This is a genomic window from Pseudomonas sp. GW456-L13 (assembly GCF_017350115.1).
GTDB lineage: Bacteria > Pseudomonadota > Gammaproteobacteria > Pseudomonadales > Pseudomonadaceae > Aquipseudomonas > Aquipseudomonas jessenii.
In genome coordinates this window covers 2,601,155-2,627,554 of record NZ_JACNAS010000001.1, presented here as the reverse complement: position 1 = coordinate 2,627,554, position 26,400 = coordinate 2,601,155, and the positions used below count along the sequence as shown (strand labels likewise).

28 protein-coding genes are annotated in these 26,400 nt (G+C 61.2%); 4 read left to right on the top strand and 24 right to left on the bottom strand.

Annotated features, from left to right (window positions below; genetic code table 11):
• Positions 1 to 112: 112 nt before the first annotated feature.
• The 24 genes from J4D25_RS11915 to J4D25_RS11800 form a co-directional block, all read right to left on the bottom strand.
• Positions 113 to 418: an urease subunit beta gene (locus J4D25_RS11915; RefSeq protein WP_057712195.1), complete on the bottom strand. Its 306-nt coding sequence runs from the start codon at positions 416 to 418 to the stop codon at positions 113 to 115.
• Complete coding sequence (locus J4D25_RS11910; RefSeq protein ID WP_057712194.1) at positions 418 to 951, bottom strand: GNAT family N-acetyltransferase; 534 nt, start codon at positions 949 to 951, stop codon at positions 418 to 420. The genes J4D25_RS11915 and J4D25_RS11910 overlap by 1 nt, the downstream gene beginning before the upstream one ends.
• Before the next feature lie 6 nt (positions 952 to 957).
• Positions 958 to 1,491 (bottom strand): GNAT family N-acetyltransferase, encoded by a 534-nt coding sequence (locus J4D25_RS11905; protein WP_057712193.1) that lies wholly within the window; start codon positions 1,489 to 1,491, stop codon positions 958 to 960.
• A gap of 9 nt (positions 1,492 to 1,500) precedes the next feature.
• Positions 1,501 to 1,803: an urease subunit gamma gene (locus J4D25_RS11900; protein ID WP_057712192.1), complete on the bottom strand. Its 303-nt coding sequence runs from the start codon at positions 1,801 to 1,803 to the stop codon at positions 1,501 to 1,503.
• 156 nt (positions 1,804 to 1,959) lie between these two features.
• Complete coding sequence (locus J4D25_RS11895) at positions 1,960 to 2,799, bottom strand: urease accessory protein UreD (protein ID WP_057712191.1); 840 nt, start codon at positions 2,797 to 2,799, stop codon at positions 1,960 to 1,962.
• Between the two features lie 161 nt (positions 2,800 to 2,960).
• The gene (gene urtE / locus J4D25_RS11890; protein WP_057712190.1) at positions 2,961 to 3,659 is read right to left on the bottom strand and encodes an urea ABC transporter ATP-binding subunit UrtE; all 699 of its coding nucleotides are present in this window, start codon (positions 3,657 to 3,659) and stop codon (positions 2,961 to 2,963) included.
• Between the two features lie 134 nt (positions 3,660 to 3,793).
• The gene (gene urtD, locus J4D25_RS11885; protein ID WP_057712189.1) at positions 3,794 to 4,666 is read right to left on the bottom strand and encodes an urea ABC transporter ATP-binding protein UrtD; all 873 of its coding nucleotides are present in this window, start codon (positions 4,664 to 4,666) and stop codon (positions 3,794 to 3,796) included.
• On the bottom strand, positions 4,663 to 5,742 hold the full coding sequence (gene urtC, locus J4D25_RS11880; RefSeq protein WP_057712188.1) for an urea ABC transporter permease subunit UrtC: 1,080 nt from the start codon (positions 5,740 to 5,742) through the stop codon (positions 4,663 to 4,665). Before urtC ends, urtD begins: the two co-directional genes overlap by 4 nt.
• Complete coding sequence (gene urtB, locus J4D25_RS11875) at positions 5,742 to 7,244, bottom strand: urea ABC transporter permease subunit UrtB (RefSeq protein WP_057712187.1); 1,503 nt, start codon at positions 7,242 to 7,244, stop codon at positions 5,742 to 5,744. Before urtB ends, urtC begins: the two co-directional genes overlap by 1 nt.
• A gap of 163 nt (positions 7,245 to 7,407) precedes the next feature.
• Positions 7,408 to 8,673: an urea ABC transporter substrate-binding protein gene (gene urtA, locus J4D25_RS11870; protein ID WP_057712186.1), complete on the bottom strand. Its 1,266-nt coding sequence runs from the start codon at positions 8,671 to 8,673 to the stop codon at positions 7,408 to 7,410.
• A 312-nt stretch (positions 8,674 to 8,985) separates the two neighbouring features.
• Entirely contained in the window at positions 8,986 to 9,996 is a 1,011-nt protein-coding gene (locus J4D25_RS11865; protein ID WP_057712185.1) for an iron ABC transporter permease, read from the bottom strand.
• Positions 9,993 to 10,952 (bottom strand): ABC transporter substrate-binding protein, encoded by a 960-nt coding sequence (locus tag J4D25_RS11860; protein ID WP_057712184.1) that lies wholly within the window; start codon positions 10,950 to 10,952, stop codon positions 9,993 to 9,995. The genes J4D25_RS11865 and J4D25_RS11860 overlap by 4 nt, the downstream gene beginning before the upstream one ends.
• The gene (locus J4D25_RS11855; RefSeq protein ID WP_057712183.1) at positions 10,949 to 11,737 is read right to left on the bottom strand and encodes an ABC transporter ATP-binding protein; all 789 of its coding nucleotides are present in this window, start codon (positions 11,735 to 11,737) and stop codon (positions 10,949 to 10,951) included. Before J4D25_RS11855 ends, J4D25_RS11860 begins: the two co-directional genes overlap by 4 nt.
• 156 nt (positions 11,738 to 11,893) lie before the next feature.
• Positions 11,894 to 13,273 carry a PepSY domain-containing protein gene (locus tag J4D25_RS11850; RefSeq protein ID WP_057712182.1) on the bottom strand — a complete coding sequence of 460 codons (1,380 nt, stop codon included), beginning with the start codon at positions 13,271 to 13,273 and terminating at the stop codon, positions 11,894 to 11,896.
• Between the two features lie 111 nt (positions 13,274 to 13,384).
• The gene (locus J4D25_RS11845; protein WP_057712181.1) at positions 13,385 to 15,502 is read right to left on the bottom strand and encodes a TonB-dependent copper receptor; all 2,118 of its coding nucleotides are present in this window, start codon (positions 15,500 to 15,502) and stop codon (positions 13,385 to 13,387) included.
• 192 nt (positions 15,503 to 15,694) lie between these two features.
• Entirely contained in the window at positions 15,695 to 16,147 is a 453-nt protein-coding gene (locus J4D25_RS11840) for a DUF2946 domain-containing protein (RefSeq protein ID WP_057712180.1), read from the bottom strand.
• 20 nt (positions 16,148 to 16,167) lie between these two features.
• Positions 16,168 to 16,647: a copper chaperone PCu(A)C gene (locus J4D25_RS11835; protein WP_057712179.1), complete on the bottom strand. Its 480-nt coding sequence runs from the start codon at positions 16,645 to 16,647 to the stop codon at positions 16,168 to 16,170.
• A gap of 47 nt (positions 16,648 to 16,694) precedes the next feature.
• Positions 16,695 to 17,093: a DUF2946 domain-containing protein gene (locus J4D25_RS11830; protein WP_079246679.1), complete on the bottom strand. Its 399-nt coding sequence runs from the start codon at positions 17,091 to 17,093 to the stop codon at positions 16,695 to 16,697.
• 110 nt (positions 17,094 to 17,203) lie between these two features.
• On the bottom strand, positions 17,204 to 17,527 hold the full coding sequence (locus J4D25_RS11825; RefSeq protein WP_008016808.1) for a DNA-binding protein: 324 nt from the start codon (positions 17,525 to 17,527) through the stop codon (positions 17,204 to 17,206).
• Positions 17,528 to 17,531: 4 nt separating this feature from the next.
• The gene (locus tag J4D25_RS11820) at positions 17,532 to 17,867 is read right to left on the bottom strand and encodes a type II toxin-antitoxin system RelE/ParE family toxin (protein ID WP_057712177.1); all 336 of its coding nucleotides are present in this window, start codon (positions 17,865 to 17,867) and stop codon (positions 17,532 to 17,534) included.
• Between the two features lie 56 nt (positions 17,868 to 17,923).
• Complete coding sequence (locus J4D25_RS11815; protein ID WP_057712176.1) at positions 17,924 to 18,649, bottom strand: cobalt-precorrin-6A reductase; 726 nt, start codon at positions 18,647 to 18,649, stop codon at positions 17,924 to 17,926.
• Entirely contained in the window at positions 18,646 to 19,743 is a 1,098-nt protein-coding gene (locus J4D25_RS11810) for a cobalt-precorrin-5B (C(1))-methyltransferase (protein WP_057712175.1), read from the bottom strand. Before J4D25_RS11810 ends, J4D25_RS11815 begins: the two co-directional genes overlap by 4 nt.
• Positions 19,736 to 20,947 carry a bifunctional cobalt-precorrin-7 (C(5))-methyltransferase/cobalt-precorrin-6B (C(15))-methyltransferase gene (locus J4D25_RS11805; RefSeq protein WP_057712174.1) on the bottom strand — a complete coding sequence of 404 codons (1,212 nt, stop codon included), beginning with the start codon at positions 20,945 to 20,947 and terminating at the stop codon, positions 19,736 to 19,738. The genes J4D25_RS11810 and J4D25_RS11805 overlap by 8 nt, the downstream gene beginning before the upstream one ends.
• Positions 20,948 to 21,085: 138 nt before the next feature.
• Positions 21,086 to 21,733 (bottom strand): hypothetical protein, encoded by a 648-nt coding sequence (locus tag J4D25_RS11800; RefSeq protein WP_057712173.1) that lies wholly within the window; start codon positions 21,731 to 21,733, stop codon positions 21,086 to 21,088.
• 252 nt (positions 21,734 to 21,985) lie between these two features.
• Here J4D25_RS11800 and cobG point away from each other — a divergent pair, with 252 nt between their 5' ends.
• The 4 genes from cobG to cobJ are packed head-to-tail and all read left to right on the top strand — an operon-like array spanning position 21,986 to position 26,349.
• On the top strand, positions 21,986 to 23,293 hold the full coding sequence (gene cobG / locus J4D25_RS11795; RefSeq protein ID WP_109790609.1) for a precorrin-3B synthase: 1,308 nt from the start codon (positions 21,986 to 21,988) through the stop codon (positions 23,291 to 23,293).
• A complete protein-coding gene (locus J4D25_RS11790) occupies positions 23,286 to 23,912 on the top strand; it encodes a precorrin-8X methylmutase (protein ID WP_057712171.1) in 627 nt (208 codons plus the stop codon). Before cobG ends, J4D25_RS11790 begins: the two co-directional genes overlap by 8 nt.
• The gene (locus J4D25_RS11785) at positions 23,912 to 24,643 is read left to right on the top strand and encodes a precorrin-2 C(20)-methyltransferase (RefSeq protein ID WP_057716525.1); all 732 of its coding nucleotides are present in this window, start codon (positions 23,912 to 23,914) and stop codon (positions 24,641 to 24,643) included. Before J4D25_RS11790 ends, J4D25_RS11785 begins: the two co-directional genes overlap by 1 nt.
• Complete coding sequence (cobJ, locus tag J4D25_RS11780; protein WP_057712170.1) at positions 24,643 to 26,349, top strand: precorrin-3B C(17)-methyltransferase; 1,707 nt, start codon at positions 24,643 to 24,645, stop codon at positions 26,347 to 26,349. The genes J4D25_RS11785 and cobJ overlap by 1 nt, the downstream gene beginning before the upstream one ends.
• Positions 26,350 to 26,400 lie beyond the last annotated feature (51 nt).

Genomic DNA, 26,400 nt, shown 5'->3' with positions numbered 1-26,400 from the left:
TTGAAACCGTTCGCTGCGCTCACATCGCGAGCAAGCTCGCTCCCACAGTTGATCGCGTTCCCCTGTGGGAGCGAGCTTGTTCGCGATGGGGGCGGTACTGACAACGCATTAATCAGAGATCGCCCATGATCCGCCCGGCAAACCCGAACACCCGACGATGCCCCGCCAGATCGACCAGTTCGACCTGGCGACTCTGCCCCGGCTCGAAACGCACGGCGGTGCCGGCGGGGATGTTCAGGCGCATGCCGCGGCTGGCGGCACGGTCGAAGTTCAGGGCGTCATTGGTTTCGAAAAAGTGGTAATGCGAACCGACCTGGATCGGCCGGTCACCGCTGTTGGCCACCGTCAGGCTGATCGTGCGGCGGCCGACGTTAAGTTCGATGTCGCCGGGCTGGATCTGGTATTCACCGGGAATCATCAATGGGCTCCTTGGAGAATCTTGTAGAAGAAGGCAGTGGGCTTGTAGCGGCCGCTCGGGTCGCAGGCGTAATCGGGAATTTCCCCGGCCCGGGTGTAACCCAGGGCTTTGTAGAAATCTTCGGCGGGCGAGCCTGCTTCAGTATCGAGGAAGAGCATGCCGCGCTTGTGTTGCAGGGCGGCCTGTTCCAGCGCACTCATCAACTGTTGGCCTAGACCACGCCGCCGGGCATGCTCGCGCACCAGCAGTTTCTGCACTTCGGCGCGGTTCAAACCGTTGGCTTTGCGGCACAACCCCAATTGCACGCTGGCTTGCACCTGTTCGTCCTTGACCACCACCCACAGCAACACATTGCCCTTGATCAGATTGTCCTGAACCTCATCGAAATAGGCGTGTGCCTGCGTCGCATCGAGATCGGCCATGAAGCCAACGCTGGCGTCATAGCCGACGGCGTCGAGTAGCAGATCAATCAGGCCCTGACGGTAGTGCGCGAAACTTTCTACATTGACGCGTCGCAGTTGGGCGGGGTTCATGGGCAATCACTCCTTGTTGGCGGCAGGTGGCTGTGCGCCAGGATTGAGGGTCAGTTGCATGAAGGTCAGGTCCAGCCAGCGACCGAACTTGGTGCCCACCTGTGGCATCTGCCCGGTGGTAATAAAACCGATGCGCTCATGCAGGCGAATCGAGGCGGCGTTGCCACTTTCGATGGCCGCGACCATGACGTGTTTGCCACAGTCTCTGGCGCGCTCGATCAGCACGTCCATCAGCTTTGGACCGAGGCCATTGCCGCGTTGATCGCTGCGCACGTAGACCGAATGCTCGACGGTGTGGCGGAAGCCGTCGAACGGGCGCCAGTCGCCGAACGAGGCGTACCCGAGCACTGTGTCGTCGGCATCGACAATCACCAGAATCGGATAGGCCTGGGATTGCCGGGCGCTGAACCAGGCCTGGCGGTTGCCGAGGTCGACCGCCTGCTCGTTCCAGATCGCCGTGGTGTTGAGTACCGCGTCGTTGTAAATGTCACGGATGGCTGGCAGGTCGGCATGCACGGCATCGCGGATGTGGTAGGTCATGGCGCGGCCTCAGGCGATGGGTTGGTGGACGGTGACCAGTTTGGTGCCGTCGGGGAACGTGGCCTCGACCTGGATTTCCGGGATCATTTCCGGGATGCCTTCCATCACTTGTTCGCGGCTCAGCAGGGTGGTGCCCAGGTGCATCAGGTCGGCCACGGTCTGGCCATCGCGGGCGCCTTCAAGCAGCGCGGCGGAAATGTAAGCCATGGCCTCCGGGTAATTGAGTTTCACGCCGCGAGCCAAACGCCGCTCGGCCACCAGGCCGGCGGTGAAGATCAGCAACTTGTCTTTTTCGCGTGGGGTCAGGTCCATCGTAGACATCCATCCGGGCAGATTAAAAAGAGTGGGATCTGCTTGCACAGAACCCCTGTAGGAGCGAGCCTGCTCGCGATGGCGTCGGCACATTCAACATAAATGGCGCCTGATACACCGCTATCGCGAGCAGGCTCGCTCCTACAGAAAAGCAATTCAGGTGTTCCATATTCTGGGTGGCAAGGCTTCACGGCCAAGCAAGACTGGACGCAACAACTTCCAGAGTTCAATCAACCACCCTCGCGCCAACAGCGCCTCACTGGCCAGGCATCGGGCAACCAACAACCCCGGCAACTGCGTCAGATCCCCGCGCACGTCATGGCTCAGCGAGCGGCAGCGCTCCAGCAGTTCGCTATCAATTTCACCCGTCACCAGCAATGTCGCAAACACCGGTTGCCCATCCAGCCCAATCGGCGAATCGAGCAAACCGTCCGCCCCGACAATGCGCTGGCGTTCGTGCCAGAGCAACTGGCCGTCGCGGCGGATATCCAGTTGTGCCTGAAAATGCCCGAGGTCGAAGCGTTCGCCACTGGCCGGACGGCCCAGGGCCACGACGTCCCAGTAGAACAAACGGGCATCGCCTTCAAGCTCAATCCCGGTGCTGAGTTCAGCCTGCGCCGCACTGAAAATGATCGTCTCCTGGGGCAACCATTCCAGTGTCGCACCGGCCGCCACCTTCAACTTCAGCTGCTGATAGGCGGGGCCAGCGGCGCGATACCACTTGGCCGCGCCGGGGCTGGTGATTTGTGCCCAGGCATCACGCTCGACGCTGGCCGAAATGTCCAGCCGATCACCGCCGGCTATTCCGCCGGGAGGGTGGACGATGATGTGCTGGCAGACCTCTGGCCCCTCTGCATACAGGTGCTTTTGCACCCGCAACGGACCTTTGTGACGGCGCTGGACCGGGCGGGTGGTGTTGTCGAATCGGGCGTAGCCCAGTTCCAGTTCGGCATGCCAACTGGGGGTAAACAAAACGCCGGATGCAGGAAGAGTCATGGTCAGTGCTTATCGAGAGGTCCTCAGGAGGGTTGCAAAGGCTGTGCCGCAGGGCATCACTGGAAGGAGAGCGCTGTTGAACGTCGCCGCGCACCAGTTGAGGGCGCGGCGTGGAAGATGGTGCGACAAAATGGTGCTTCGAGCCCGCTGTGGACAGAAGCTCAGATCGTGACCAGCCCGCGCACCCCTTCAGCTTCCATATTCTCGCCGCGACCCTGTTGCACGATTTCGCCCCGGGACATCACCAGGTATTGATCGGCCAGTTCGGCGGCGAAATCGTAGAACTGCTCCACCAGCAGAATGGCCATATCGCCACGGGCCGCGAGTTTTTTGATTACGGCACCGATCTCCTTGATCACCGAGGGTTGGATGCCTTCGGTGGGCTCATCGAGGATCAGCAGGCGAGGGCGGCTGGCCAGTGCACGGCCGATGGCCAGTTGTTGTTGCTGGCCACCGGACAGATCACCCCCTCGGCGTTGCTTCATTTGCAGCAGTACCGGGAACAGCTCGTAGATGAACGCCGGCACTTCCTTCGCTTCGCTGCCGGGAAACCGCGACAGGCCCATCAGCAGGTTTTCTTCCACGGTGAGGCGGCCGAAGATTTCCCGGCCTTGCGGCACATAGGCGATTCCGGCGTGCACGCGTTGGTGCGGCTTGAAGGCGGTGATTGGTTTGCCTTCCCAATTGACCGCGCCTTCTTTGGCCGGCAGCAGACCCATCAGGCATTTGAGCAAGGTGGTCTTACCCACTCCGTTACGCCCGAGCAGGCAGGTGACTTCACCGACCTTCACGTCAAACGTCAGGCCGCGCAGGATGTGGCTTCCGCCGTAGTACTGGTGCAGCTTTTCGACTTGCAGCATTTCCAGATTCTCCTCAGATCCCCTGTGGGAGCGAGCTTGCTCGCGATGGCGTCGGCACACTCAATATTGTTGTTGACTGATACACCGCTATCGCGAGCAAGCTCGCTCCCACAGTTGGATAGGTGTTTGCAGGTTTAGCGACCGAGATACACCTCGATCACCCGCTCGTTGTCCTGCACCTGCTCCAGCGACCCTTCGGCCAGCACGCTGCCCTGATGCAACACCGTGACGTGGTCGGCAATCGAGCCGACGAAGCCCATGTCGTGTTCCACCACCATCAGCGAGTGCTTGCCGGCCAGGCTCTTGAACAGCTCGGCGGTGAATTCGGTTTCGGCGTCGGTCATGCCCGCGACCGGTTCGTCGAGCAGCAGCAATTGCGGGTCCTGCATCAGCAGCATGCCGATCTCCAGGAATTGTTTCTGGCCGTGGGACAACAGGCCGGCCGGGCGATTGACCGACGAGGTCAGGCGAATGGTATCCAGTACTTGGGCGATGCGGTCTTTCTGCTCGCCGCTCAAGCGCGCCCGCAGGCTGGCCCAAACGGATTTGTCGGTTTTCTGCGCCAGCTCAAGGTTTTCAAACACGCTCAAGGCTTCGAACACCGTGGGCTTCTGGAACTTGCGGCCGATACCGGCCTGGGCGATCTGCACTTCGCTCATTTGCGTCAGGTCCAGGGTTTCGCCGAACCAGGCCTTGCCGTGACTGGGGCGGGTCTTGCCGGTGATCACGTCCATCAGCGTGGTCTTGCCCGCACCGTTGGGGCCGATGATGCAACGCAGTTCGCCGACGCCGATGTACAGGTTCAGATTGTTCAACGCGCGGAAGCCATCGAAGCTGACGCTGATGTCTTCCAGGGTCAGGATGGTGCCGTGGCGCGTGTTCAGGCCTTTGCCGGCACGTTGGCCGAGGCCGATGGCATCGCGGCTGCTGCCGGCGTCGCGGTTGGGTTCCAGTGGCGGAAAGAACGCCGGTTCGAGCATGAATTCAGCGGTTGCAGTGACTCTCATTGCTCACCTCTTTTCTTCAACAGACCGATCACGCCCTTGGGCAGGTACAGGGTCACGACGATGAACAGTGCACCAAGGAAGAACAGCCAGTATTCGGGGAATGCCACGGTGAACCAGCTCTTCATGCCGTTGACCACACCGGCACCGAGCAACGGACCGATCAAGGTGCCGCGACCGCCAAGGGCCACCCATACCGCGGCTTCGATAGAGTTGGTCGGCGACATCTCACTCGGGTTGATGATCCCCACTTGCGGCACGTACAGCGCACCGGCCAGGCCACACAACACCGCGCTCAATACCCAGACAAACAACTTGAACCCGCGCGGATCGTAGCCGCAGAACATCAGGCGGTTTTCTGCATCGCGCAGCGCAGTCAGTACTCGTCCGAATTTGCTTTGCGCCAGGCGCCAGCCGATAAACAGGCTCGCCACCAGCAACAGCACCGTGGCGAAAAACAGCACCGCGCGGGTGCCCGGCTCGGTGATGCCGAAGCCGAGAATCGTGCGGAAGTTGGTGAAGCCGTTGTTGCCGCCGAAGCCGGTTTCGTTGCGGAAAAACAGCAGCATCCCGGCGAAGGTCAGGGCCTGGGTCATGATCGAGAAATACACGCCCTTGATCCGCGAGCGGAAGGCAAAGAAGCCGAACACCAAGGCCAGCAACCCCGGCGCCAAAACCACCAGGCACAGGGTCCAGAGGAAGCTGCTGGTACCGGTCCAGAACCACGGCATTTCGGTCCACGACAGGAACGTCATGAAGGCCGGCAAGCCATCGCCCGAGGCCTGGCGCATCAGGTACATGCCCATGGCATAGCCGCCGAGGGCGAAGAACAGGCCGTGCCCCAAGGACAGCAGGCCGGCGTAACCCCACACCAGGTCCAGCGCCAGTGCGACGATGGCGTAGCAAAGAATCTTGCCCACCAGGGTCAGCGTATAGGCTGAAACATGCAGTGTGCTGTCCACCGGTAACAACGACAGGAGCGGCAGCGCCAACAGTAGAGCGAGGATCACGGCACCGACGGCAATCGAGGCTTTAGGGCCGGCTTTTTGGGTCGCGGTAACGAGCAGGGGCTGGTTCATCAGTCGATCACCCGTCCTTTGAGTGCGAAGAGGCCTTGCGGACGTTTCTGGATGAACAGAATGATCAGCGCGAGGATGAGGATCTTGCCGAGTACGGCACCGATCTGCGGTTCGAGAATCTTGTTGGCGATCCCCAGGCCAAACGCCGCCAGCACGCTACCGGCCAACTGACCGACACCGCCGAGCACCACCACCAGGAACGAGTCGATGATGTAGCTTTGGCCGAGGTCCGGGCCGACGTTGCCGATCTGGCTCAACGCCACACCGCCAAGGCCGGCGATGCCCGAGCCGAGGCCGAAGGCGAGCATGTCCACGCGTCCGGTGGGCACGCCGCAGCAGGCAGCCATGTTGCGGTTCTGGGTGACGGCGCGCACGTTCAGGCCCAGGCGAGTCTTGTTCAGCAGCAGCCAGGTCAGCACCACCACAAACAGCGCAAAGGCAATGATGACGATGCGGTTGTACGGCAGCACCAGGTTCGGCAGCACTTGAATACCGCCCGACAGCCACGCGGGGTTGGCCACTTCGACGTTCTGCGCGCCGAACACCAGACGAACCAGTTGAATCAGCATGAGGCTGATGCCCCAGGTGGCGAGCAGGGTTTCCAGTGGGCGGCCATAGAGGTGGCGAATCACTGTGCGCTCCAGCGCCATGCCGATGGCCGCGGTGACGAAAAACGCCACCGGTAGCGCGATCAGCGGATAGAACTCGATGGCCTGCGGGGCGAAGCGCTGGAACATCAGTTGCACGACGTAGGTCGAGTAGGCGCCGAGCATCAGCATCTCGCCGTGGGCCATGTTGATCACGCCGAGCAGGCCGAAGGTGATCGCAAGTCCCAGGGCCGCGAGCAGCAGAATCGAGCCCAGGGACATGCCGCTGAATGCCTGGCCGAGCATCTCGCCGACCAGCAGTTTGCGTTTGACTTGAGCGAGGCTGGTTTCGGCCGCAGTGCGTACGGTGGCATCGGCTTCAACGCCAGGCTCGAGCAAGCCTTCGAGACGGGTGCGGGCCAGCGGGTCACCGGTTTCACCGAGCAGGCGGACGGCTGCGAGGCGCACGGACGGGTCGCTGTCGACCAATTGCAGGTTGGCCAGGGCGAGACTCAGGGCACTGTGGACGCCTTCGTCCTTTTCGCCCGCCAGCTGCTGGTCGAGGAATTTCAACTGCGCCGGTTTGGCACTTTTCTGTAGTTGCTGCGCAGCGGCCAGACGCAGTTTGGCGTCGGCGGCGAGTAGTTGGTGGCTGGCCAGGGCGGTGTCGATCAAGCCCCGCAAGCGATTGTTCAGGCGCAAGGTTTTCGGCTGGCCGTCGACGGTCAGTTCGCCTTGTTGCAGGGCGTTGATCAATTCGATGCGGGCCGGATCGGGCTGCGCGGCCCAGGCTTCCAGCAGCCTGGCTTGCTGCACGGGATTGGCGGCGACGAAGTCTTCGGCGTCGCCGGCGAAAGTGGCCATCGGCAGCAAGAGTGCAATGGCGAAAATGATGCGGTAAAGGGCGGTGGGCATAGAGAGTCGCCTTGACGGGGACATTGTGGGAGCGGGTTTGCTCGCGATAGCAGTGGCCCAGTCAAAGAGATGTCGAATGTGCCGACCTCATCGCGAGCAAGCTCGCTCCCACAGGGAGTTGTGTCGGCCTCAGGCACTGAGCCTGGCGCCGACATCCAGTGGCTTAGTTGCTCTTCATCGCGTAGTCCGGTTTCTTGTCGTTACCCGGAATGAACGGGCTCCACGGCTGGGCGCGGATCGGGCCTTCGGTCTGCCACACCACATTGAACTGACCGTCGGCCTGGATCTCGCCGATCATCACCGGCTTGTGCAGGTGGTGGTTGGTCTTGTCCATGGTCAGGGTGTATCCGGACGGCGCGGCAAAGGTCTGGCCGCCCAGGGCTTCGCGAACTTTGTCGACGTCGGTGGACTTGGCTTTTTCAGCCGCTTGCGCCCACATGTGGATGCCGACGTAGGTGGCTTCCATCGGATCGTTGGTCACCGCTTTGTCGGCGCCCGGCAGGTTGTGTTTCTTCGCGTAGGCTTTCCAGTCGGCGACGAATTTCTTGTTCGCCGGGTTCTCAACCGACTCGAAGTAGTTCCACGCCGCGAGGTTGCCCACCAATGGCTTGGTGTCGATGCCACGTAGTTCTTCTTCGCCCACCGAGAACGCCACGACCGGCACGTCGGTAGCCTTCAGGCCCTGGTTGGCCAGTTCTTTATAGAACGGCACGTTGGAGTCGCCGTTGACGGTGGAGATGACCGCCGTCTTGCCGCCTGCCGAGAACTTCTTGATGTTGGCGACGATGGTCTGGTAGTCGCTGTGACCGAACGGGGTGTAGACCTCTTCGATGTCCTTGTCGGCCACGCCTTTGGAGTGCAGGAACGAACGCAGGATCTTGTTGGTGGTTCGCGGGTAGACGTAGTCGGTGCCGAGCAGGAAGTAGCGCTTGGCGCTGCCGCCTTCTTCGCTCATCAGGTATTCAACGGCAGGGATCGCCTGCTGGTTCGGCGCAGCGCCGGTGTAGAAGACGTTCGGCGACATCTCTTCGCCTTCGTATTGCACCGGGTAGAACAGCAAGCCGTTGAGTTCTTCGAACACCGGCAGTACCGATTTACGCGATACGGAAGTCCAGCAACCAAACACCACGGCGACCTTGTCCTGGGTCAGCAATTGACGACCCTTCTCGGCGAACAGCGGCCAGTTCGAGGCGGGGTCGACCACTACCGGCTCGAGCATCTTGCCGTTCACGCCGCCCTTGGCGTTGATCTCGTCGATGGTCATCAGCGCCATGTCTTTCAACGACGTTTCGGAGATCGCCATGGTTCCGGACAACGAATGCAGAATACCGACCTTGATGGTCTCGGCGGCCTGGACAGTCCAGGTCATGCCCATCGCGGCAATGGATGCCGAGAGTGTGAAAGCCTTGATCAAACTGCGACGCTTCATTGTGCGATCTCCATGAACTTATGAGTTTTCTTGGTTGGCAGATGCGGACTACTGAAGGTGTGTTTTGCAAGGGCTGTGCCCGGTCGGCAAAGGCAGGGAAATGTCGGTTTAGAGCGGTCGTGCGGTTTGATGGCGCACCATGAAGGATCGCGACAGGCGTGTTGGTGCGAAGAGGTGCGCCAGATTGGAGCGCAGATCTTGTGGGCAACCTCAATCAACTGTGGGAGCGAGCTTGCTCACGATAGCGGTGGGTCAGACACCGTTATGTTGGATGTGCCGCCGCCATCGCGAGCAAGCTCGCTCCCACAGGGATCAGCGACGGCGCATCAGGCCGATGAAGAACAGTCCGCCAATCGCGGCGGTTGCGACGCCGATGGGAAGATCTTCCGGGGCGATCATGGTTCGGGCGGCAACATCCACCCAAACCAGAAACACGCTGCCAAGCAGCACGCACACCGGCAGCAACCGTCGGTGTTCAGCCCCGACCAGGCGCCGCGCAATATGCGGCACCATCAACCCGACAAAACCAATCGAGCCGCTGATCGACACCAGCACTCCGGTCATCAACGAGGCAATCAAAAACACCCGCAGGCGCACGGTGCGTGCATTCAGGCCCAGGGTCACCGCTGTCTGCTCACCGGCCATCAGTGCATTCAGCGGTCGCGCCATACCCAGCAGCAATATCAGCCCGAACAACACACTGGCTGTCGGTACCGCCAGCAATTCCCAGCGTGCCAACCCGAGCCCGCCGAGCATCCAGAACATCACCGCCGAACTGGCTCGATGGTCGCCCATGAACAGCAGCAAATTGGCAATCGCCATCATCACGAACGACACCGCCACGCCGCACAGCAGCAAGCGGTCACTGTCCAGGCGCCCATGACGACTTGCAATCATCAGCACCACCAGCATGCTCAGCAATGCCCCGATGAATGCCGCGATCGGCAAGGTCAGCAGGCCAACGATTTCACCGACATGCAGCACCACGATCACCGCGCCAAGTGTGGCACCGGAAGTCACGCCGAGCAGGTGCGGGTCAGCCAACGGGTTGCGCGTGACTGCTTGCAGCACCGCGCCGATCAACGCCAGGCCCGCGCCCACCAGCGCGCCGAGCAGCATGCGCGGGACGCGGATCAGCCAGACGATATGTTCCTGTCCGGGGTTCCAGTCCGTCACACCGAAACCGAACAGTTTATGCAACAGGATGCGCCACACCACATCCAGCGGCACCCGCGCCGGGCCGAAACCCAGGGACACCACGCACGACACTAGCAACAGGGCACCAAGTGCGATCAGCATCAGGGCGTAGCGACGGTTGGTCATTCGCCGTGGAAACCCTTGGCCAGGGTTGCGACCGCCAGCACGTTATCGATCCCCGGCGTGGCCTGCACGTAAGGGATGACGATGAAGCGCTGGTGCCTGATCGCGTCCACCGATTGCAGGGCCTTGTTGCTCAGCAGGAATTGAATCTTCTGATCGGCAGTGACTTCGCTGTAGTCGACGATCACGATCACCTGCGGGTTGCGCTCGACCACGGTTTCCCAATTGACCCGGGTCCAGCTTGCGTCGACATCCTCCAGAACATTGCGCCCGCCAGCGGCGTCGATCAGCGCTTGCGGCATACCCTGGCTTCCTGAGGTCATGGCGCGATCTTCGCCGCTGTCGTACAGGAAGACCCGCGGTTTTTCCGCGGGCAGGTCTTTGCCAATGTCTGCCACTTGCGCCTGCATGTGGGTGATCAGGGCATTGGCGCGGTCCTGCACGTCAAAGATTCTGCCGAGGTTGCGCAGGTCGTTGTAGGTGTCTTCGAGGCTGGCCGGCGGGCGCTTCATCACGAAGGCGCAGGACTCGCTCAACTCATACACATTGATGCCCAGCGGTTGCAGGGTTTGCGGCGTGAGATCGCCGCCGATACGCATGCCGTAGTCCCAGCCGGCGAAGAAGAAATCGACGTTGGCATTGAGCAGGGTTTCCACCGACGGGTACTTGGCCGCCAGTTCCGGCAGGCCTTCGAGAATGCCCTGCATCTCGGGCGTCACGGCCTTCCAGCCACTGATGCCGCTGTAACCGGCCATCCGTGGTTTGAGGCCGAGGGCGAGCATCATCTGGGTCATGTTGATGTCGTGGCTGAGCGCGTGTTTTGGTGCCTGCTTGAAGGTCACTTCGCGGTTGCAGCTTTTGATTGTCAGCGGGTAACGGGTGGCTTCGGCCAATGCCTGGACGCTGCCCAGCAGCATCACGAGAGAGAGGCAGGAGCGCAGCAGGGAACGCAAAGTCATGGTTGGGTTATCCAGGTGATTCGTGGGTAGCCGTGCAGTGGATGTTCATCGATCAGTGCTTGGACGCCGAACACATTGCGCAGCAGCGCAGCGGTCAGGACTTCTTTCGGCGTGCCGCTGGCGACGATACGACCATGGTTGATCACGTACAGTCGATCACAAAAAGCCGCCGCCAGATTGAGGTCGTGGATGCTCGCCAGGGTGCCGATATTCAAGCGCTTGACCAACTTCAAAAGCTCAAGCTGATAACGCGGGTCGAGGTGGTTGGTCGGCTCGTCAAGGATCAGCAGTTGTGGTTGCTGGGCCAGAGCGCGGGCGAGGATGACCCGCTGTTTTTCACCACCGGAGAGAGTGGCGAACCCGTGGTCTTCGAAGCCCTTGAGGCCGACGGATTCCAGGGCCTGATTGACCAGGTCGCGGTCTTCAAGGGTGTCGCCATCGAACAAGCCTTTGTGCGGCGTGCGGCCCATGGCGACCACCTCCTCGACGGTCAGGCCGAAGGCATCAGGGAACTCCTGCAACACCACGGCGATGCGTTGCGCGCACCAGCGCGAGGAGTGCTTCCAGACGTTCTGGTGATCGAGTCTGACCTCGCCGCTTTCCGGTTGATTGAAGCGCCAGGCACACCGCAACAGGCTGGTCTTGCCACTGCCGTTGGGGCCGATCAGCCCGACGAACTCACCGGCGGCCACGTGTAGCGAGGCGTCACGCAGCTGGAATTGGTGGTGGCAATGGCCGTGACCCAGTGGGGACCAGGTAAGGTTTGTCAGATTCAGCGAGGTCATGCAGTGACTCTTGAGGTGATGCTGATGGCCCCTTCGCGGGCAAGCTCGCTCCCACAGGTCTTACGCAATCCCTGTGGGAGCGAGCTTGCTCGCGATGGGGCTGAGGTGATGCGCGGGGAGTTTACAGTGCCTTTCTCCCGGCGCATCTCGCCTGTTTCAAGATGAAGATGAAGCCGACTCAGTTTGCCGGGTAAAGCGCGACAGCAGCACGCGATCGAGCACCCACACCGCCACCAGAGAAGCACCCACCAACGGGAAGGCCACTGCCAGGGCGAACATGATCACCATCGCGGTTTTCCATTTTGGCAGGTCATGGCGCAGCGGCGGCACGCCGAGTTTTCCTTGCGGACGGCGCTTCCACCAGATCACCACGCCGCTGACCGCGCTGAGCAAAATCATCAGGCAGATCAGCAATACGACGATCTGGTTGAACACGCCGAACATCTTGCCCTCGTGCAGCATCACGCCGATTTCCGTGGCGCGGGCGACGGTGCCGTACTGCTCGAAGCGTACATCGGCCAGGACTTTGCCGGTGTACTGATCGATGTGCAGCGTGGCGTCATTGCGCGGGTCGTCGGCGAATACGGCGATGGTGAACACGCCGGTCGCGGTGGTCGGCAGGGTGATGCTGTAGCCCGGTTCGACCTTGCGCTCTCTGGCGATGTTTTGTACGTCCTGCAGGCGGATGGTCGGCGATGCCGGACCGGCCGCTGCGCCGTCGTGGGCCATGTGCTCGGCATGGTCGCCGGACATCGGCATCGGGGTGTTTTCCATGGCCCACGGCACGGTCTGGCGGGTGGCGGTGTTGAGGCTGCGTGCCTCGACGTCGGACTTCGGCACGTCATCCCACATGGCCGCCGGGAACACGTTCCACACTTCGGCGTATTGCTTGCCCCAGAAACCGGTCCAGGTCATGCCGCTGAGCAGCATCACCAGCAGCAGGGACGCGCCCCAGAACCCGGTGACCGCGTGCAGGTCGCGCCACAATACGCGACCTCGACTGTTCAGGCGTGGCCACAAAATGCCTGCCGCCTGACCGCGCGGCCACCACAGGAAAATGCCGGACACCACCAGCACCACGCCCCACCCGGCGGCCAGTTCGATCAGCCGATCGCCAACGGTGCCGATCATCAGCTCGCCGTGAATCGACCGGGCGATGGCTTGCAGGTTCTTCTTGGCATCTTGTTCACCGAGGATGTCACCGTGGTACGGATCAACGAAAACGTTCAGCTCCTTTTCATCGTTGAGCACGACAAACTGCGCGCTGCGCTCGGCATTGACCGGTGGCAGGTACTGGGTGACCTGACCTTGTGGATAAGCCGTTTTCACCCGTGTCAGCAGGTCGTCGGCCGGGACGGTGTGATGACCGGCCGGGACGTTGAGCAGGCTGCTGTACATCAGCGAGTCGAGCTGCGGTTTGAACAGGTAGACGGTGCCGGTCAACGCCAGCATCACCATGAATGGCGCAACGAACAATCCGGCATAGAAATGCCAGCGCCAGGCCAGGTTGTAGAAATTCACTTTGGGCTGTTTCATCACGTGTGCTCCGCTTGGCTGGATCTTTTAGTTGTTTGTTTTTGCGGTTGCTGCGCAACCGATCGCGAGCAGGCTCGCTCCCCTGTAGGGGCGAGCTTGCTCGCGAAGTTTTTAGAAACTCATGTCCACCTTGGTCCAGAGCGTTCGCCCCGGTTCCTTGATGGCTTGCGGGTTATTGGCCGGGTAGCCGAAACCGGCGTTGCCGGCCAGGTTCAAGTGCTCGGCGTAAGCCTTGCCGAACAGGTTGTCGACGCCGCTGCTGACCTTCCAGTTGCTGTTGATCCGATAGGCACCGTTGAGGGAGAACACGCCGAAGCCCGGCGTCTTGTCGAAGTCCTTGCCGACCACGTTGCCCTTGTTCTGGTCGATGCGGTTTTGTGCGGCAACCACTCTCCACAGTGCGCCGGCGCTCCAGTTGTCTTCGCTGTAGGTCAGGCCGAAACGGGCATCCAGCGGCGGCATCTGCGGCAATGCACTGCCATCGCTGCTGTTCTTGCCCCAGGCGTAGGCCAGGGTCGCGTCGGCTTTCCAGTTGTCGGTGAAGTTGTAAGCGGCGCCCAGTTCGCCGCCCATGATTCGCGCGTCGATGTTTTCGGCTTGCGAGGTCGTACCCATCATTGTCGGGGTGTAGTTGAACAGGATGTAATCGCGCACCTGCCCGACGTAAGCCGAGGCCCAGGCTTCGAGGTCTTCGGTCTTGTATTGCAGGCCGAAATCGAGCTGGGTGGTTTTTTCCGGTTTGATCGAGTCGAAGGCATTCACCGAACCGGCGGGGCCGGACTTGGGAGAAAAAAGCTCCCAGTAATCCGGGAACCGCTGGGAGTGACCGAGGCCGGCATACAGGGTGGTCGGGCTGTCGGCCAGGTCGTGCTCGTAGCGGATGAAACCGCTCGGCAGGGTATCGGCGCGGGTGTCGTCGGCGGTCGGGTTCGGGCGGGTCATCATTCCCGAGCCGGTGGTCTGCCGATAGTCCTTGGCCGAGGCGCGGTCCAGGCGTGCGCCGCTCATCAGGCGGTCACGGTCGGCGGCGTACCAGGTCAATTCGCCGAAGACTCCGTAGTTATGGAAGTCGGCATCCTTGGTGTACGGCAGGTCCTTGTAGGTGTCGACGCCCATGGCGCCGCGCTGGCGATGTTCGTTGGTCTGCGCGTCGATGCCGCCGATCAGTTGCACATCAGTCCAGCGCCAGGTGGCCTTGACCCGGGCGCCGAGGGTGCGGCGGTCGACGTTGGATGCCATGGGGCCGGCCATCATCCCGGTGCCGGAGGGCGTGCGCAGGGTGTAGTTGTCCATCACGTGATCGGCGTAGTTGTAGTAGACCTGCGCCTCGACCTTATCCAGTACCTCGCCGATGTTGGATTGCTCGAAGCGCAGGCCAAGGCTTTCGCGCAGGAACTGCGAGCCGTCCATGCCGCGCCCGGCGTAGCGGGCTTCACCATCGCCACGGCCGGCGGTCAGCTCCAGCAAGGTGTCGGTGTTCGGCGTCCAGCCGACGGCCACGTCGCCGTTCCATTTGTCATAGCGCGACGCCACGGTGTCGTTGTTGCCGTCCTGGTAGTCGTCGGAGTGTGCGGTGTTGCCGATGACCCGCACATAACCCGATTGTCCACCGGCGGCAGCGTCCACCAGTTTGTCGAAGCGGCCGTTGGAACCGGCCAGCACGCTGGCGTTGACCCGGGTGCCGAGTGCGCCGAAGTGCTCCGGCTCGCGGTCGAACAGGATAGTGCCAGCCGAGGAACCCGGTCCCCACAGCACGGTTTGCGGGCCTTTGATCACGGTGAGCTTGTCGTAGGTTTCCGGCGAGATGTATGAGGTCGGGGCGTCCATCCGGCCCGGGCAGGCACCGAGCATCATGCTGCCGTTGGTGAGGATGTTCAGCCGCGAGCCGAACATGCCGCGTAGCACCGGGTCACCATTGGTGCCGCCATTGCGCACCATGGCAAAGCCGGGGATGGTCTTCAGGTAATCGGCGCCATCGCTGGCGGGCACCGGTTGTCGCGGGTCCTTGGGGTTGGTGACGATGGTCAGGGGCGAGCTGGGCGCAACGGCGGTAATCACCGTCGGGCTCAGTTCTTCGGTGTGACCGGCATGGTCATCGGCCAGCACAGAAGGCGCCAGCAATGCACCGCACAGGATAGCGGTGGCGTGTCTGAAACGAACGCCGGATTCGTTCAGGGCATAAGAGGCTTGGGCAGGGCTCAAGCACGGGACAGCGGAAAACCTGGACATGACAATTTCCATCGAACAGTCGTAAACGACACGGCCGGCAGCCTGAAGCTGTCCCTGTGGGAGCGGGCTTGCTCGCGAAAGCGGTGTGCCAGACGACATCAACGTTGACTGATACTTCCTCTTCGCGAGCAAGCTCGCTCCCACAGGTTGCTTTGGCTGTCTTGCGGACCGTGTGAAATCAGAAGTGAGTGTTTACGCGACGACGGGTGGGGCGCGGGTGCGGGCGCCGGGGAAGAAGGTTGGCCGGGCATGGCCCTGGCGCGCAGAGGGTGTGGTGAAGGTATTGATGGGCGGGATGACGAAGTTGGCGAAAGACACGCCACCGGTCAGCGCCGGGCAATTGAACAGCAGGCTGCAATAGCCACACTTTTCCCACAGCACATGGTGCCCGGGGGCTGGCGGGCAATGCTCGGTGGTGGCTTGCGTGGCTTGCGTGGCATGGTCGGCATGCTCCATCGCCGACATGTCCATGCTCATACCCGTAGGCATGTTCATCGACATGGCGCGCGAATCCATCGGCATCGACTGAGAAATCAGCGGACCGATAAAGATCATCAGCATGGCGAACAGGCTGATCCAGCTGCCACGTGTCAGGCTCAATGCCTGATTGCGTGACCCGGATGACCTGGCGCTAAGCGGGCGCATGGCGGATTCAGCGCGGGTGGTTATTGCGCGTGCTTGTGTTCTTGCATGGCGTCCGGCGCCTGCTTCTGCACCGCGACTTCGACCGTCACGTCACCGGACTTTTCGAAGTGCAGCGTCATGGGGAAGCGCTTGCCGTCAGTGAGCAGGCTGCGGTCCTTGAGGCCCAGCAACATCACGTGATAGGCCATGGGTGCGAAAGTGACCTCGCCACCGGCGGGCACTTCCACGCTCGGTACGTGCTGCATTTTCATCATGTCGCCTTGCATCACGTGCTCATGCAATTGCGCTTCGCCCGCAATGGGGGTGTCGACGCTGAGCAGGCGGTCGGCGGTCTTGCCTTGATTGTTGATCACGAAATACGCCGCAACGGTGGGCGCATTGGGCGGCAACTCCTGGGACCACGGATGAGCGATTTCCAGTGTGCCGACCTTGTATTCGTGGGCATTGGCAAAGCAGGCAGGCAGCAGCAACGCAGCCAGAACGATGAGTTTGTTCAACATGGCAATTCTCCGGAACGATTTAAAACGCAGTCAATTGCGAGAAAAAATCACACCAGAGGGGACGCGCGGGGGTTGAGACTCGGCCATTGCTGGCGCGGTGACGGGCTTTCCAGAGAGGTGGCAGGCAGGCTTCGGTTGGACTCGAAGTGCGCGAAATACAGTTGTGGCGTATGCCCCGGCAACGCCACCAATGGCGCGGAACCCGAGCAGCACCAGCAATGCTGCATGTTGGAATGATCGTCGCTTTGCGGGGCTTTCTGTTCAAGGTCGCCGATGGAAATCGCCACCATCCTGGTGCCACTGGAGCTGCAGAAGCTGCCCCACAACAACTGTTCGGCGGATGACTTCGCCGTTTGCGCCATCGCTCCGGACATCGGCATGGCGAGCATGTTGAACAGCACTGCGAAGCAGGCTATCCAGGCAATTGCGAGCCGTTGTCGGGACATGGGACAAAATCCGTTTGGGTGGGCGATCAGGCGCGGGCTATTTAGCCTGATCAGGGCCGATAAGTAAAAAGGCGGCGTGCGGTGTGGTGTCGCAGCAAAAAGACGTCAGCTCAGTGCGCACGTACCGCATGTACTTGTATTTCTACTCCAAGCGTAGCGCGAATTACGGCGAATATTGCAGCCAGGTTGTCCATGCTTGGGTTGCCTTTGGCGGACAACATTCGATGGAGGCTTTTGCTGGGCTTTGCCGTTTCCTTTGCCAGTTCTTCAAAACCAACGGTGGCGTTGATGAGATCGCGCAGGATGATCCGGGCCATTTCGGGTTCGCCGTTAAGAAACAGAGTAGCAGCCTCATCCAACAGTGCCTGGGCGAACTCGGGATCACGTTGGGCACGCTCGGCAATGGTGTGTTTGTAACTTCGGGTGAGCGCCATGACGTTATCTCCGGTGCCGTTCAGTCTTTTTTCGGGATCGAAACTCGGCTATCAGTACTTTCGCTTGTTTGATGTCAGTTTTTTGTGTGGACTTGTCACCGCCACCAAAAAGGATGATCAGGTGTTTCCCTTCTTGAACGAGATAGATTCTATAGCCCGGGCCCCAATTTATCCGGTACTCGCCGAGCCCGTCGAACCACTTGATGTTTGATGTATTTCCTAACTCAAGGCGCAGCAGTGCGGTGGATACCTTGAGCGCTGCCTGCGCATTCAAGTTGGAAAACCAGTGACTGAAGGGGCTGGTTTCGTTGTCCTGTACGTATTCTTCGAGTGTGATCACAGGTGGCCCTGACGGTAACAAATAGGTTACTTATCATGCAAGCCAATGATCCTGACCTAATGAACGAAGACCGACAACGCGCCAAGTATTTCCTCAGGCGTCAGGAACTCTCGATCAACCCCCGGCAACACCGGCCGCTTCAAGACGATCACCGGCACCCCCCGCTCACGCGCCACTTCCAGTTTCGGTTCGGTCGCCGTGCTGCCGCTGTTCTTGCTGATCAGCACGTCGATGTTTCGCCGTTCGAACAACTCACGTTCATCGTCGATCAGGAAGGGCCCACGTGCGCCAATCACTTCGCAGCGCTCGTTGCCCGGATACACATCCAGTGCGCGCAGGGTCCAGAATTGTTCCGCTGGAATTTCGTCCAGGTGTTGCAGGGGCTCGCGACCGAGGGTGAACAGCGGTCGACGGAAGGGCTTCAGGGCGTCGATCAGTCCGGCCCAATCGCTGACTTCCCGCCAGTCATCACCCGCTTGGGCTTGCCAGGCCGGACGCCGTAGCGCCCAGCAGGGAATGCCGCTCAAGCGCGCGGCGGTCGCGGAGTTCTGGCTGATCCGGGCGGCGTAGGGGTGAGTGGCGTCGAGCAGCAGATCGATGCCTTCATCGCGAATAAATTGCGCCAGACCCTCGGCACCACCGTAGCCGCCGACGCGCACCTGGCATTGCAGATCCGTCGGAATCCGACCGACACCGGCCAGGCTGTAGATATGCTGCGGTCCCAGCGTGCGGGCAATGGCCATGGCTTCGGTCACGCCGCCGAGCAACAGGATGCGCTTCATTGAAAGGCTCCCGCATGGCCAACGATCCCGCCCTGGCGATCGATGGCGAAGACTTCCACCTGAACCTGCGCCGGCACCACGCTGCGGGCAAAATCCAGGGCGTGCTGACAGACGGCATCGCCCAGGGCGACCCCGGCTGTGGCGGCCATGGCCAGTGCCTGCTGGCTGGTGTTGGCCTCGCGGATGCTCTGCTGCAACGCCGCATCGGCGCCGACCTGCGCCGCCCATAACGCCAGTTGCGGCAGGTCAATGCTCGAATGGCGACTGTGCAAATCCATGTGCCCGGCCGCCAGTTTGCTGATCTTGCCGAAACCACCGCACAGGCTGAGTTTATCCACAGGTACTTTGCGCAGGTGCTTGAGCACGGCGCCAACGAAGTCGCCCATTTCGATCAGGGCGATTTCCGGCAGGTTGTAGACCCGGCGCATGGTGTCTTCGCTGGCGTTGCCAGTGCAGGCGGCGATGTGCAGGTAACCGTTGGTTTTCGCCACGTCGATACCCTGGTGGATCGAGGCGATGTAGGCCGCACAGGAAAACGGTCGGACGATACCACTGGTGCCGAGGATCGACAGACCGCCAAGAATGCCCAGGCGTGGATTCATGGTTTTCAGTGCCAGTGCCTCGCCATTCTCGACATTGACCGTGACCTCGAAACCGCCGATGTAGTCGAGCTCGTCAGCCAGTCGGGCCAGGTGTTCGCTGATCATTTTGCGCGGCACCGGGTTGATCGCGGGCTCGCCGACTCCCAGCACCAGCCCGGGCCGGGTCACGGTGCCGACGCCGCGACCGGCCTTGAAGCGCGTCCCCGGTTCGCTGCTCAGGCGCACCTGGGAGTAGAGCAGGGCACCGTGGGTCACGTCCGGATCGTCCCCGGCGTCCTTGAGGGTTCCCGATTCGGCGCCGTCCTCGGTGAGGCGGCAGAACTCCAGGCGCATCTGCACCTGTTTGCCCTTGGGCAACACGATTTCCACCGCATCGGCCGATGTGCCAGCCAGCAGCAGACGCGCGGCGGCGAGGCTGGTGGCCGTGGCGCAACTGCCGGTGGTCAGGCCGCTGCGCAGAGGGGCGGGGTGTTCGGCGGTTTCGTCACGCATCGAAGGGTTTCGTCACGTCCAGCAAGGTAATCGGCAAGGCCTGGCGCCAGGTGTCGAAGTCGCCCAGCGGTTGGGCCTGGGCGATATGAATTCGCGTCAGCTCCCCGCCGTGTTGCTCGCGCCAGGCCATCAGGGTCATTTCACTTTGCAGTGTGACTGCGTTGGCAATCAACCGGCCACCGGGTTTGAGTTCGGCCCAGCAGGTATCGAGCACGCCCTCGCGGGTGACGCCGCCGCCGATGAAAATCGCATCCGGCCGCTCCAGCCCGGTCAGTGCCTGCGGCGCGCTGCCGCGAACCAGTTGCAGGCCGGGAACGCCGAGGGCATCGCGGTTGTGTTCGATCAACGCTTGTCGGCCCGCATCTGCCTCGATGGCCAGTGCGCGGCAACCGGGGTGGGCGCGCATCCATTCGATGCCGATCGAGCCACTGCCGGCGCCGACATCCCACAACAGTTCGCCGGGGATCGGGGCCAGGCGCGCGAGGGTGATGGCGCGCACATCGCGCTTGGTCAGTTGGCCGTCGTGCCTGAAGGCGGAGTCCGGCAGGCCGGCCAGTCGCGACAGGCGTAGCGTGTCCGGCTCGGCGATGCACTCGATAGCGATCAGGTTCAGGTCGGCGATCACAGGTTCGGTCCATTCATTGGCGATGCCATCGACACGTCGCTCGGCTTCCCCGCCCAAATGTTCGAGCACCGTTATCCGGCTCGGGCCGAAACCACGTTCACGCAGCAGTGCGGCGATGGCGGCGGGGCTGCGGCCGTCGTTACTCAACACCAGCAAGCGCACGCCACTGGACAATTGCGCGTTGAGTGCGGCGACGGGGCGGGCAACCACCGACAACGTGACCACTTCCTGTAAGGGCCAACCCATTCGCGCCGCGGCGAGCGAGCAGGAAGAGGGAGCGGGCAGAATAAGCATTTCATCGCTGGATAAATGTCGGGAGAGACTGGCACCCACCCCAAAAAACATCGGATCGCCGCTGGCCAGGACGCAAACGGGCTCTCCCTGTTTCGTCAAAACCGGTTCAAGGGCGAAAGGACTGGGCCACAATTGCCGTACACCGCGGATGCAAGCGGGCAACAAATCCAGCTGCCGTTGACCGCCAATGATCCGCGTAGCGTTCAGCAGAGCGTGTCGGGCATTTTTGCCAAGCCCCTTGAAGCCTTCTTCTCCAATGCCTACCACTGTCAGCCAGGGGGTCATGCTGTTCCTCTTCTATCAATCGAAGCCAAATCATCACGCTGCCGGTCTGTGTCGACCTGTGCGGTGGTGCATCATAGCGCGGTGTGGATTGAGTTCGCCTGTCGCTGGTGTCTGTAAACGTGATCAGGGCTTATCCAGTTAATGGTTCTTTTTCAGGTCGAATCTCTTCATTCTGATTTCGAGCCGCTTGCGTTCGATGAGCGATCTTTTGCTTTCGAGTATGTTTTTGTCCAGTTTAAGATAAGCACGTTGCTGGATGATTTTTGCAGCGTGATCTTCCATGTTCCAAAATAGAAAACCACTTTTTTTGATCGTGGTAACTAACTCAAGATTAAAGACTGCAATTTCAAGAAACCCCTTTGAGTCGTAGCGTGTGGGTATTACTTGAAAGCGCTCTCCCAGGGAGCTTTGTTGGTCCAGTGAATAAAGCGCCGGCTGGTTGGGTTTCAATGCGTCGAGTGTGTCAATCATAGCGTTCCCTTGCCGGCTATCCGGCATGGTTTGAGCGCTTTGGACCAGAAACTCGGCAATGCTTTTCGAAACGGAGTGTTGAGTGCGGGTGAAGATGGCATCCTGAAAGACAGACCAGCCGAAAAAATGCAACGTCGCAACGTATTCATTCAGCCACGTTGTCGAGTCGGCGAAGCGACTGCTGACCATGTCGGCGGACTGGGTGGCTATCTGAGTGCAATGAGTGAAGTCATCGTAATCTTGCAGCGAAAGTTGCTCGATGCATGAAATGAGGTTGTGGGCGGTCAATGCTCCAGCCGGTGTTTCCGTGTTCATGTACTACTCCTTGAATATATCTATATTCCGGTGTTGTTTGTTTTGTATGTTGGGCAAAAGTACAAGAGTGGCCGTGTGGTTTGAATAAGATTGATGGGTGAAGTTGATTCTTGCTGTTTGCAAGCGAAGCAACTTTATGTCTGGATCGAGAGTATTTCGTCGTCAAGCCGCTTGGGCTTTTCATCAGACCGCCCAAAGCAGGCATAATGCTGTCCTTCGTCTTGTACCGGTCGTCCTGTGAAGTCACGTCAGATACCCAACCGCTTGCGCCCTTCCGCCTGTCCCGGGTTGTTGCGTGTCGTCCAGGCATTGGACGGTGGTATTTGCCGGATCAAACTCGACGGTGGCGCCATCCGTGCGCACCAGGCAATCGCTGTGGCCGATGCCGCCGAGCGATATGCCAGCGGAACGATCGAGGCGACCAACCGGGCCAACCTGCAGATCCGCGGCATTGGCAACGAGCAAGCGGCGTTGATCGACAGCCTGCTGGCCGCCGATCTGGGGCCGCGTACGGCGGCTGGCGACGATGTGCGCAACCTGATGCTCAGCCCCGGTGCCGGGATCGATCGGCGCATGCTGTTCGACACCCGCCCGCTGGCCGGGCAGATCCTCACCACACTGCAAAACCATGAAGCGTTCCACGACCTCAGTGCCAAGTTCGCCGTGCAGCTTGATGGCGGTGAAGACCTGACGATGCTCGAGCATCCCCATGACCTGTGGCTCTCGGCGTTTGAACAAGACGGCGAGCGACGGCTGGCGTTCGGTCTGGCGGGATGCCCGACAGACAGCCCCGCCGGTTCGGTTGCACTGGCTGACGGGCACGCGCTGGTAGTCGCGGTCCTTGAGTTGTTCCTTGAACTGGCGCGCCCCGAGCAGACGCGAATGCGCCATTTGCTGGCCGAATACCCGATCAGGGACATTGTGCTTCGACTGGCTGAGCGAGTGCCGCTGCAGGCCGTTATCGGTTGGCAACGAGTTTCGGGCGCCAGTGATTTGCACATGGGTGCCCATCCCCAGGCCGAGTCCGGTGTTGTCTATGTGGGAGCCGTCCCGCCGCTGGGGCGACTCGATCCGGCGATGCTGCGGGGTGTGGCACAACTGGCGCGGGAGTTCGGTGATTCCAGTCTGCGCTTCACGCCTTGGCAAAGCCTGCTGTTGCCCAATGTCCGCACGGAAAACGCCGCTGAGGTCATTCGGCAATTGCAATGTCTGGGCTTGCAGTGCGAAGCCGATCTGCCATTGTCCCGGTTGATCGCCTGCACCGGCTCAAACGGCTGCGGTAAAAGCCTGGCCGAGACCAAGGGTGATGCCTTGCAACTGGCTACATTGCTGCAACGTCACGGACAAACGCCGAGTGTCCATTTGAGCGGGTGCGCGCGCTCCTGCGCCGCCGCGCATACGGCGCCCGTCACATTACTGGCCGTCGCCCACGGTCACTACGACCTCTATTTTCGCGATGCAGCGCAGCCGGGTTTCGGCGCGCTGCACGCACGCAACCTTACTATTGAAGCGGTCGCGGCCCTGCTCGACGCCCGCTCACGGAGCCCCCTTGATGCTTGATTACATCCGCGACGGTCAGGAGATCTATCGCAACTCCTTCGCGATCATTCGCGCCGAGGCCAACCTCGACCGAATCCCGGACGATCTGGAGAAACTCGCGGTCCGTGTCATTCACGCCTGCGGCATGGTCGAGGCCATCGACGGCCTGCAGTTTTCCGAAGGTGCGGGCAAGGCCGGGCGTGATGCGCTGGCGGCTGGCGCGCCGATTTTGTGCGATGCGCGGATGGTCTCCGAAGGCGTGACCCGTGCGCGGTTGCCGGCGAACAATCCGGTGATCTGCACCTTGCGCGACGAGAGTGTTCCGGAACTGGCTCGTGATTTGGGTAACACCCGCTCAGCCGCTGCGCTGGAACTGTGGCGCCCGCATCTGGAGGGTAGCGTGGTGGTCATCGGCAACGCTCCGACGGCACTGTTTTACTTGCTGGAAATGCTTGACGCCGGTGCGCCAAAACCGGCGCTGATCCTCGGTTTTCCGGTGGGCTTCGTCGGCGCCGCCGAATCCAAGGCCGCGCTGGCGGCTGACAGCCGTGGAGTGCCTTTTGTCATCATGCAGGGTCGCCTGGGCGGTAGCGCCATGGCCGCCGCCGCCGTCAATGCCCTCGCCACGGAGATCGAATGATGCAGCAACCTGGACGTTTGATCGGCCTCGGCGTCGGTCCCGGTGATCCGGAACTGATTACCGTCAAGGCCCTGCGCTTGCTGCGCGAATCCCCAGTGGTGGCGTACTTCGTGGCCAAGGGCAAGAAAGGCAACGCCTTCGGTATCATCGAGGCGCATCTGCAGGAAGCGCAGAATTTGTTGCCGCTGGTGTACCCGGTGACCACCGAAGCCTTGCCGGCACCGCTGTCCTACGAGCAAGTGATCAGCGACTTCTACGATGACGCAGCCGACGCACTGGCGACGCATCTCGATGCCGGTCGCGACGTGGCGGTGATCTGCGAGGGCGATCCGTTCTTCTACGGCTCCTACATGTACCTGCACGACCGGCTCGCCGAGCGTTATCAGGCCGAAGTCGTGCCCGGTGTGTGCTCGATGCTCGGCGGGGCCTCGGTGCTCGGTGCGCCGCTGGTGTATCGCAATCAGAGTCTGTCGGTGTTGTCCGGTGTGTTGCCGCACGACGAACTCAAGCGTCGCCTGGCCGATGCCGATGCGGCGGTGATCATGAAGCTTGGGCGCAACTTTCCCAAGGTTCGCCAAGTGCTGGAAGAACTCGGCCTGGCCGAGCGCGCGTTGTACGTCGAGCGCGCGACCATGGCCAATCAGAAGATCGTGCCGCTGGATCAGGTCGAGCCGATGTCCTCGCCGTACTTCTCGTTGATCATCGTTCCTGGTGAAAGGTGGCAAGGCTGATGACCCGTCCAGTTCCGGCGATTGTCATTCTTGGCAATGGCAGCCTCGCCACCGCGCGTAGTATTCAGCAGGTGTATCCCGACGCCCTGATCCATGGCTTGGCCGAACGGGTCGAAGGTGCGGATCGGGCCTATCACGAGTTCGGTGCGACCCTGCGCGAACTCTATCAACAGGGCACGCCGATCATTGCTCTGTGCGCGGCCGGGATCGTGATCCGCACGCTGGCGCCCTTGTTGCTGGAAAAAGGCGCCGAACCACCGGTATTGGCGGTAGCCGAAGACGGTAGCGCCGTGGTTCCACTGTTGGGTGGTCTTGGTGGGGTAAATGTGATGGCGCGGGAGATTGCCGCCGCGCTGGAAGTCGCGGCGGCGATCACCACCAGCGGCGAGTTGCGTTTCGGCACATGCCTGCTCAACCCGCCCAGTGGCTATGCCCTTGGTGATCTGGAGTTGGGCAAGCGTTTCGTTTCCGATTTGCTCGCCGGCGAAACGGTGCGCATTGAGGGTGAGGCTCCGTGGCTGGCACACGTGCAGTTGCCTGAGAATGAGCAGGCGCGGCTGACCGTTCACGTCGGCCATACCGAGCGCGAGCCAGCCGCCAACGAATTGTTGATCTATCCACGCAACGTGCTGGTTGCCGTCACGGGCGAATCGAGCAATGTGTCGGGGACCATTCGCGAGGCTTTGCATCAGGCCGGAATCGCCGTGCAATCGATGGCTTGCCTGTTGGCCGCCGACACCGAAATGGCCAGCTCCGCGCTGCGCGAAGTTGCGCTTGAGCTGGGTGTGCCATTGCGTTTTGTCAGTGCTGCAGGTGCGGCCAGTGAACTGCTGCGGCATGCCATAGCGCAGCCTGTCTCCATCGTTGGTGATGACACTATTGCCATTGCGGTCGCCGAGCAGCCGCTGGACCCCTTGCAGATCGGCCGCCCTCGCGGGCGCCTGGCGGTGATTGGTCTCGGGCCGGGCGCTGCCGAATTGATGGTGCCGGCGGTGAAGGCGGAACTGGCTCGTGCCAGCGATGTTCTCGGCTACGAGACCTACGTGCGCATGGCCGGGCCGTTCCGGGCTGATCAGATCCTGCACTGCACCGATAACCGTGAAGAAATGCAGCGCGCCCGTCACGCCTTTGAACTGGCTGCCCAAGGTCGGTCGGTGGTGGTGGTGTCGTCTGGCGATCCGGGTGTCTTCGCCATGGCAGCCGCTGTGCTTGAGGCGCTTCACGAGTCTAGCGATGCCATCTGGCACAGCGTCGATCTTGAGATTTTGCCGGGTGTCTCTGCTTCGTTGGCAACGGCTGCCCAGGCCGGTGCGCCCTTGGGGCATGACTTCTGTGTGCTGTCGCTGTCGGACAACCTCAAGCCTTGGTCGATCATTGAAAAACGCCTGGATCTGGCCGCTCAAGCCGATCTCGCTCTGGCCTTTTACAACCCGATCTCACGTTCGCGGCCGTGGCAATTAGGGCGGGCGCTGGAGATTGTTGGCCAGCATCGTGAACCGGCCACTCCGGTTGTGTTGGGGCGGGACATCGGCCGTCCGGGTCAGACCTTGCGGGTGACAACACTCGGTCAACTGAGTGTCGATCAGGTGGACATGCGGACCATGGTACTCATCGGCTCTTCGACAACGCGCGTGATTCCTCGCCTCGATGGCAGTACGTGGGTTTACACGCCGCGCAGCTATGGCGATAAGCTCACCCCCCTATAACAGTCAGTATTTTTTATTTATTGGATAAAACCGGATCGTCATAGGTTAATG